The 8,155-nt window shown below is 45.8% G+C and carries 9 protein-coding genes, 1 tRNA gene and 1 pseudogene; 8 read left to right on the forward strand and 3 right to left on the reverse strand.

All coding sequences use genetic code 11. From position 1 onward, the window contains the following. Positions 1–36: 36 nt before the first annotated feature. A pseudogene (locus tag IM450_RS21390) lies at positions 37–369 on the reverse strand (IS5/IS1182 family transposase); the annotation flags it as partial. On the opposite strand from IM450_RS21390, the gene IM450_RS21395 reads away from it, so the two are divergent. The 3 genes from IM450_RS21395 (at position 358) to IM450_RS21405 (ending at position 2,259) form a co-directional block, all read left to right on the forward strand. Continuing rightward, complete coding sequence (locus tag IM450_RS21395) at positions 358–543, forward strand: hypothetical protein (protein WP_085983396.1); 186 nt, start codon at positions 358–360, stop codon at positions 541–543. The pseudogene IM450_RS21390 and the gene IM450_RS21395 sit on opposite strands and share 12 nt — an antisense overlap. A 464-nt stretch (positions 544–1,007) precedes the next feature. Next, positions 1,008–1,181 carry a hypothetical protein gene (locus tag IM450_RS21400; protein WP_287670553.1) on the forward strand — a complete coding sequence of 58 codons (174 nt, stop codon included), beginning with the start codon at positions 1,008–1,010 and terminating at the stop codon, positions 1,179–1,181. A gap of 28 nt (positions 1,182–1,209) precedes the next feature. Further along, positions 1,210–2,259 carry an AI-2E family transporter gene (locus IM450_RS21405; RefSeq protein ID WP_287670555.1) on the forward strand — a complete coding sequence of 350 codons (1,050 nt, stop codon included), beginning with the start codon at positions 1,210–1,212 and terminating at the stop codon, positions 2,257–2,259. Position 2,260: 1 nt separating this feature from the next. On the opposite strand, the gene IM450_RS21410 is transcribed toward IM450_RS21405, so the two are convergent. After that, positions 2,261–2,333, reverse strand: a tRNA-Gln gene (locus IM450_RS21410). A gap of 338 nt (positions 2,334–2,671) precedes the next feature. On the opposite strand from IM450_RS21410, the gene IM450_RS21415 reads away from it, so the two are divergent. Then, a complete protein-coding gene (locus IM450_RS21415) occupies positions 2,672–2,857 on the forward strand; it encodes a hypothetical protein (RefSeq protein ID WP_002736073.1) in 186 nt (61 codons plus the stop codon). Here the strand turns inward: IM450_RS21415 and ctpC are convergent. Continuing rightward, a complete protein-coding gene (gene ctpC / locus IM450_RS21420) occupies positions 2,847–4,139 on the reverse strand; it encodes a carboxyl-terminal processing protease CtpC (protein ID WP_002801424.1) in 1,293 nt (430 codons plus the stop codon). The two genes, IM450_RS21415 and ctpC, sit on opposite strands and share 11 nt — an antisense overlap. Positions 4,140–4,384: 245 nt before the next feature. Here ctpC and IM450_RS21425 point away from each other — a divergent pair, with 245 nt between their 5' ends. From IM450_RS21425 to IM450_RS21440, 4 genes are all read left to right on the forward strand, one after another. After that, positions 4,385–5,206 carry a cell division protein FtsQ/DivIB gene (locus IM450_RS21425; RefSeq protein ID WP_002801423.1) on the forward strand — a complete coding sequence of 274 codons (822 nt, stop codon included), beginning with the start codon at positions 4,385–4,387 and terminating at the stop codon, positions 5,204–5,206. 192 nt (positions 5,207–5,398) lie between these two features. Continuing rightward, positions 5,399–6,646, forward strand: coding sequence for a cell division protein FtsZ (gene ftsZ / locus IM450_RS21430; protein ID WP_002801422.1), 1,248 nt, complete (start codon positions 5,399–5,401; stop codon positions 6,644–6,646). A gap of 6 nt (positions 6,647–6,652) precedes the next feature. Beyond that, positions 6,653–7,453, forward strand: coding sequence for a bifunctional hydroxymethylpyrimidine kinase/phosphomethylpyrimidine kinase (gene thiD / locus IM450_RS21435; protein WP_287670559.1), 801 nt, complete (start codon positions 6,653–6,655; stop codon positions 7,451–7,453). Between the two features lie 9 nt (positions 7,454–7,462). Continuing rightward, the gene (locus IM450_RS21440) at positions 7,463–7,948 is read left to right on the forward strand and encodes a bZIP transcription factor (protein WP_287670561.1); all 486 of its coding nucleotides are present in this window, start codon (positions 7,463–7,465) and stop codon (positions 7,946–7,948) included. Positions 7,949–8,155: the final 207 nt, after the last annotated feature.

An 8,155-nucleotide genomic window follows, 5' to 3' on the forward strand; every position in this document is an offset into this window, starting at 1 on the left:
AAATTCTCCTTGACTTGATTAATCTTTAGGCAACTTTTAAGAAGCTGCTATACCTATCCCTAACTCACAGTTATAAATAGCCGCCAACAAGTTAACTCTTAAACTATATCTTCGACGACGATTCCGATATTTACAGGATAATATTTTCAAGATTTTGAGTTTACTATTTATAGGTTCAATGATAATCCTTTCTTTGGCTAAAGCCTTGTTATACTCCTTTAATTTTCCATTTTTCGGTTTCTTTTTCGGTGTATAACTATTACTATGGTATGCAGCTATTCCCTGATAACTACTGTCTTCTATGCTGGTAGTTAAAGGATGAAAACGAACTCGACTTTTTTTAAATAAACTAAAATCATGACCGCTGCCGGCTCTCTTATTCTTTGTGTGATAAGTTTAACTTATATAATAGCGATCGATCTTCGTGTCTTTGTGGTTCGTTCCACTCGCTCGCCAGCAAGACTGTATCTTAGAATACATTTTACCCACCAAACCCAAGAGAGCCATAAATATAGCAAAAGTATAGATGATTTCCTGACCTAAGATCACATTTTATTCTTTTTTCGACTTCCATCTAAGTAATTAGTCACCGCAACAAGGAAGCCTTATTGACAAAGACAATCCTTGAAACCCTTATAAGTTAAGGAATTCTCTAAAAACAATACAAATGTTCGGCAAAGGGATATTCTCAACAAGCTAGGGAAAACTTAAGTTCTAGCGACTATTATTGACATAACATGATCGATAGTTCAAAGAAACTATTTTTTGCGTATCTCAAAAACCCTGTGTTTTCAGCACTTTTGAGCTTTATCATTCTCAATAAGCGATGCTTATTGAGGTGCCTAATTACCAATCTAAAAATCGAGAAAAAAGCAAAACCGTCTATCGTACCATAAAAAAATTATGCAAGAGGTCTATAAAACCGATGGCAGATAATTTCCACATTTCGACCAATTTTTACCCTCTTCAGGGATAAGATAGTGCTTGTGTTACCTAAAAACTGATCTATGAGCGGCTTTATTATAAAAATAATCTTGATATCGGCTTTGATTTCCCTGGGAATTAAATATCTTGCCCCTTTATTATCGCTCACTCCCAGTCCTCTTAACACTTTAATTCTGGTTTTTACTCCTTTTCTGCTCACGGTTTTTGCCCTCTGGAGACGGACAATAACTGATTAGGAATCTTTCTCCTTTCTCCTTGCTTATCATGACTTTTGGCAGTAGCTTCGGTTTAGTCCTGTTAGTCTTTTGTCTGTTGATTCTCTGGCAAATTCGACAGATTCTCTTATTATTATTGATGGCGATTCTTCTGGCTCAGATTTTAAATTTGGCTGTGACTTGGTGGCAGCGTCATCACCTCAAACGTTCCCACGCCCTAATTATCACTCTTTTTAGCTTCTTTATTGGTATTATCGGTATTTTTGTGGGGATTATACCCGCTTTAGTTCAACAATTTCGCCAATTATTTAGTTTATTACCCCAAGCTATAGAAAGACTCTGGGGACAACTGCATCGTCTTGAGGATTATCTCGATCCTAGTCTGGCCAGTGTCTTCCCGGACTTTAAAACGCTGCTCGCTCAATTACAACCCCTGATTAACCAAATTGCTGGCCGGGGTTTGAGCATTTTTTACGGTACTTTCGGCATTATCCTCAGCTTACTGCTAATTGTTGCCCTGAGCTTGATGATTCTCGCCGATCCTGCCGCTTACCACCGTTGTTTTCTGCGTTTATTTCCCGCTTTCTACCGTCCTCGGGTACGATCGATCCTAGAAGATTGCGATCGAGATTTAAAAGCTTGGCTAAAAGGGATTTTCTGTCATATGTTGATTATGACCTTGGGCAGTTGCCTGGGTCTATCCCTGATTGGCATTCCCCTCGCTTTTTCCCAATCTATTCTGGCCGGATTTCTCACCTTTATCCCCAACCTCGGGCCGGTTTTAAGCACGATTTTACCCTTTTCTATCGCCCTTCTGGAAGCTCCCTGGCAACCCTGGGCAGTTTTACTGCTCTACAGCAGTATTTATCTGTTAATTCAATATTTCGACCATCATTCACCGCTGCCCATTTTAACAGTGCGGTCGCTCAAGCTCTTACCCGCTTTTACCCTGTTGGCCCAGTTGTTTTTTGCCTCGATTTTTGGCTTTTTAGGGCTATTTCTGGCGGTTCCCCTGGCGCTTATCGGTCGTATTTGGCTAAAGGAAGCTTTGATCAAGGATATTCTCGATCATTGGCGGATTGGGAATAAAAAATACTAAACTGGGGATCTAGGATTCGAACCTAGGAAATGGCGGGACCAAAACCCGCTGCCTTACCGCTTGGCTAATCCCCATTGCACAGACCTTTTTAATATTAGCATTTATCTCCCCGGTTTTGTCAAGAAGTTTATAAAAATTTTTTACTTCGGGTTTGCGGCAAAAAGTTTTTCGTGGGGGCAGGGTGTGGGGTGTGGGGTGTAGGGTGTGGGGTGTGGGGTGTGGGGTGTGGGGTGTGGGGTGTGGGGTGTGGGGTTTGGGGTTTGGGGTTTGGGGTTTGGGGTTTGGGGTTTGGGGTTTGGGGTTTGGGGTGTGGGGTGTGGGGTGTGGGGTTTGGGGTTTGGGGTAGGGTTGATTCATGAATCAACCCTACTATGAATCAACCCTAGGGTTTGGGGTATAAGGAGAAAAATCTATGGATAATAGCGCACAAAACTGGTACATTGTCCAGGAAAATACCGGAATTTGTCAGATTATAGCCCTAGAAAACGGAAAAACCCCAGTCAATGGTCAATACTGGGGTCCTTTTGCCGAGCGGGGAGAAGCGATCGCCCGTCGGGTGGGTTTAATTCGAGCGGGCAAATGTCAACCTATTGTTTAGCGGTATTGGTGGGCGTTTTTTTGCCTTCCGCGATTTCTTTTTCTAGGATTTCAAAACCCTTCTTGAATTGAGGATCCTGGAAGGTTCCCACCTGATCCCGTTCCTGTTGAAGATTTTTGCGATCTTCCTCGCTCAGTTCCGACTCCACATCCGGATGAATACCATCTTTATTGATGTCCCGTCCGTCGGGGGTGAGATACTTGGCAATTGTCACCGCTAATCCGGAACCGTCACTAAGACTGCGTACCGATTGCACTAATCCCTTACCAAAGGTTTTCGTACCGACAATAACCGCCCGATCATGATCCTGTAAAGCTCCGGAGAGAATTTCACTGGCACTGGCGGAACCACCATCGACGAGGACAACTAGCGGTTTATTAGTCAAAGCTTGATTGTTAGCCCGTTGACGTTCCGTCACCCCTTTGCGATCGACCGTAGAGACAATTAAACCATCGGGTATCCACATCCGAGCGATTTCGATGCTGGCGTAAAGTAAACCGCCGGGGTTAGAACGCAGATCGAGAATATAACCCTTCACCTCTTCAGATTCCAATTCGCGAATCGCTTGACTCATATCGCCACTAGCTTGGGCGCTAAATTGATTGAGACGGATATAACCAATTTTACCGATCGGGGTGTTTTCCGTGCGGGCCCGCACTGGGTGAATTTCAATTTTGGCCCGGGTAAGAGTCAATTCTTTCTTCTCCTCACCCCGTTGAATCGTGATCTTAACGCTTGTCCCCACTTTGCCGCGGATCATGCTCACCGCTTGCTCCAATTCCATGCCTTCGGTAGATTTACCATCGATAGCGATAATCACATCTTTAGGCAGCACACCAGCTTTAGAAGCGGGAGTATCTTCAATGGGTGAAACCACGACTAACTGCTTGGTTTTCTCATCTTTGGTCAGTTGAATCCCTACCCCAGTCAATTCTCCCGATGTATCGATCTTCATATTGTTAAACTCTTTGGGATCCATAAAACGGGTATAGGGATCATTGAGAGTTTTCAACATCTCACGGATAGCGGTGTATGCTTCCTCTTGATTTTTGTAGGAACGATTTAAATACTGATTGCGGATGGCGTTCCAATCCGATTGATTAAAAGTGCCATCTAAATAAGTGCGGTTGATGATCTGCCAAACCTCATCAACGGTTTCCTTGGGACTTTCCTGAAAAAAAGCTTGACTTTGGGAGAGACGGAATCCCGCCCCCGTGACGGCGACGGTAGACAGGACCACTGCTGTAGCACCGAGAACAAGTCCGCGTTTGTTGATAACCATAGGTAATTTTCAGATAAATTAGGCTGTTCTTGCCGAAATGCTCTTTCTGGCTGACCGTCGAAATATCTTGGCAAAAAGGAGCGTTTAGGTTTACTGGAGACAGACAAAAGAACGCCTGTAGACTAATACTGTTATAACATTTATTATCTCTTTCTTTGTCAAACTGGTTATTTGAGTGGCGATCGAGTTGCCAGCAGCCCACCTCGCGACCTAAGATAACAGCAAAACTGTCCCGGATTTTCCCTATGAGCGATCAAATCCCTTCTTCCCTCTCCCTGGAACAAAAACGACAAAACCTGCGCCACCAAAGGCGATCAAAGGTGTGGCAAGCTCTAGGTCGCTTTCTGGTGGTTAGTGGTTTAGCGACGGGATTAGCTTGGGGGATGACTTCACCCTATTGGACAATTACCAAGGCCGGACAGGTGGAAATCGAAGGCACGGAATTAATGTCTTCCGAGTCGATTCGTGCTTGGCTAAAATTAAGCTATCCTCTATCTATCTGGGAATTACCCACCCATCAATTGCGAGCAAAACTAGCGGCTATTCCCGCTATTGCCGACGTTAAGATCGAGCGGCAATTATTACCCCCGAAAGTGATTGTTTCTATTCAAGAAAGAAAACCTGTTGCCCGTTGGCGTTCTCATCAACAGCAAGGTTTTTTAGATGCCACCGGAACGATAATTCCTCAAAACTATTATGGTCGAACTCTACCCAAAAGCCAATTACCTAGCCTAGAAGTGCTTGGTTACGACCGACAATATCAACAACAGTGGCAAAAAATTTATCCCTTAATTGATAACTTATCGATTAAAGTTACCGCCATCGATTGGCGCAATCCTAGTAATCTTGTACTAAAAACTGAACTGGGACAGGTCTATTTAGGTTTTTATAAAGATAGATTGCCGGAAAAATTAACCGCTCTCGTACAATCACGGCAATTGTCATCCAAGATACCTCTAGCGCGAATTATCTACATTGACCTGAGCAATCCCGATGCTCCCACTGTACAATTAAAACCGCAGCCAGCCCCTATGGTTGCCAAAGTAACGGCAACTGGCAGGGATTAACTGGAATTGATCAGTAAATAACTGCAATTATTCCCCTTATGTATTGCCAAAAAAACCAAATTATGATTTTATGAACAAGAAACTGATAATGTAGATACTGGAACCGACATAATATTAGTGATAGTGTTAACATTGCATCTCTGATTCATCAAATCAATAACAGAATCTTGTACTAATAGTGTTCCAATTCCAATGACATCGATTAATGAAATCGTTTCCACCTATCCCAATCTGAACAGTAACGATTATGCCAGTTCAGCTATGAGCGAAGATAATCATTACTCTCAGAATAATGCTGGAGTATTATTTACTCGTCCCCATGAATCACAGATGACACCCCGAGAAGAAAGTCGTAGTAATCGCATCGTGCCGAGCAATGTCGCCAAGATCAAGGTGATCGGGGTCGGCGGTGGGGGCTGTAACGCCGTTAACCGCATGATCGCCAGTGGCGTGACCGGAATCGAATTTTGGGCAATTAACACCGACGCGCAAGCCCTAGCCCATTCCTCCGCCCCCCAGAGGTTACAAATCGGGACAAAATTAACCCGCGGCCTAGGGGCGGGCGGCAATCCGGCCATCGGACAGAAAGCGGCGGAAGAATCTCGGGATGAAATCGCCCAAGCATTGGAAGGAACCGATCTAGTCTTTATTACCGCCGGCATGGGCGGTGGCACGGGAACGGGGGCTGCTCCAATTGTGGCCGAAATTGCCAAAGAAATCGGCTGTTTGACCGTGGGAGTTGTGACCCGTCCCTTTACCTTCGAGGGTCGTCGTCGCACTAATCAGGCCGATGAAGGGGTGGGCGGTTTACAAAGTCGGGTCGATACCCTGATTATTATCCCCAATAACCAGTTATTACAGGTAATACCCGCCGAAACTCCCCTACAGGAGGCTTTTCGCGTCGCTGATGATGTGCTGCGGCAAGGGGTACAGGGTATCTCGGATATTATCACTATCCCCGGTCTGGTGAATGTGGATTTCGCCGATGTGCGGGCAGTGATGGCCGATGCGGGTTCGGCCCTAATGGGCATCGGCATCGGTTCCGGAAAATCTCGGGCTAAGGAAGGAGCGATCGCTGCTATTTCCTCGCCGTTACTGGAATCCTCGATCGAAGGGGCGAAAGGCGTAGTCTTTAACATCACTGGTGGTCAAGATCTAACCCTACATGAAGTCAATGCCGCCGCCGAAATTATCTATGAAGTGGTGGATCCCAACGCTAATATCATCTTTGGGGCAGTAATTGACGAGAAAATGCAGGGAGAAGTCAGAATTACCGTCATTGCCACCGGTTTTTCCGGCGAATCCCCCTCTCGTCCCACCACTAACAAGGTGGTGATCAATACCCCCGCACCTAGTCCTGTCCCGACTCCTGAAGCACCAAAACCCGCAGGATTAGATATCCCCGAATTCTTGCAACGTCGTCGTCCTTTTGATCGCTAACCGCCTATGACTGCCATTGCCCTCACCATCGCCGGTTCCGATAGTGGTGGCGGCGCGGGAATTCAAGCTGATTTGAAAACCTTCGCCTTCCACCGAGTTCACGGGACCTGCGCCCTTACCTGCGTTACCGCCCAAAATACCCTGGGGGTCGAGCGCGTCGAGTCCTTAAGTCCAGAAATGGTGACAGCCCAAATCGATGCCGTGGTCGGGGATCTGGGTGTGCAAGCGGTCAAGACAGGAATGCTGTTCAGCAGCGAGATTATCGAAGCAGTGGCCGAGGCGATCGAGCGCTGGCGTTTGACCAGTTTAGTGGTGGATCCGGTTATGGTTTCGCGGGTAGGAGCCAAATTAATTGATGATCGAGCTTTAGATAGTCTTTTTAATAGTTTAATTCCTCTGGCTTCGATTGTTACCCCTAATCGTTACGAAGCGCAGCTTTTAAGTGGCATCGAGATCAATGATTTTGAGGCGATGAAAGCGGCCGCCGAAATTATTTTCCAGAAGTCGGCCACACCGGTATTAGTGAAAGGAGGAGGTATGAAAGGCCGGCTGCGTGGGGTTGATATCTGCTTTGATGGGCAGGAATGGGAAACTTTTAAGACCAGAAGCGTCGAAACCAATAATACTCACGGGACTGGTTGTACCCTATCGGCCGCGATCGCCGCTAACCTCGCTTTGGGTGATGACCTGAAAATAGCGGTGAAAAAAGCCAAGGATTACGTTACTAACGCCCTCGATCATTCCCTCCCTATCGGTCAAGGAACCGGTCCTGTGGGGCATTTTTACCGCTTAAAAGCCCTAAATTAGTCAAAATTCATGACCACTACGCCGCGTATTTCCCCCCAAGTACCCCAGAGTTGCACTGATCGCCCCTCGGTTCCCCTCTCGGTCTATCGAGAATTGGTCAAAGAATTGCAGGCCAGCCAGGTACGGGTGGAATTTCTAGAAGCACAAAACCAGCAACTTGTCAAGAGTAATCGGCAATTACGTCAGGAAATCGAGACAGTAGTTGATCAGGGAAGACGATTAGAAAAAGTGGTAAAGAGTTTTGAGAGGAATCCCGTCGAGGAACCCTCCTTCGTCATCCCAGTTCCTCCCCGTTTGGTTACACCTCCCTCTCCTTCGCTGCGGGTTAAGGAAGAAATCCCGGTCACTCGTCCCATCACCGTTACTGCTTCAAAACAGCCATTTTCTAAAAATAGTTGGTTATTGGTCGGGTTAATTATTGTCGTGGTTCTTACCTCCGGTTTAGGGGCTTTTTGGCTTATTTCTGCCTCTAGAAACCCGGGTTCGACCGACTGATTGACTACCACCTCGGCATTTTAAGCTTAATTTCTTGCCCTTAGTCGGTTTTAACAGTCAGGGAAGTGGCTCTTCTAGGTTCTGTGTGATAAGTTTAACTTACAATATGATCGATCAATCTTTGTGTCCTTTGTGTCTTTGTGGTTCGTTCCACCCCCTCGCTAGAAGGAATGTATCTTAGAATACATTTTACCCACCAAATCCAAG

The sequence above is a fragment of the Microcystis sp. M083S1 genome (assembly GCF_020246405.1).
GTDB lineage: Bacteria > Cyanobacteriota > Cyanobacteriia > Cyanobacteriales > Microcystaceae > Microcystis > Microcystis aeruginosa_C.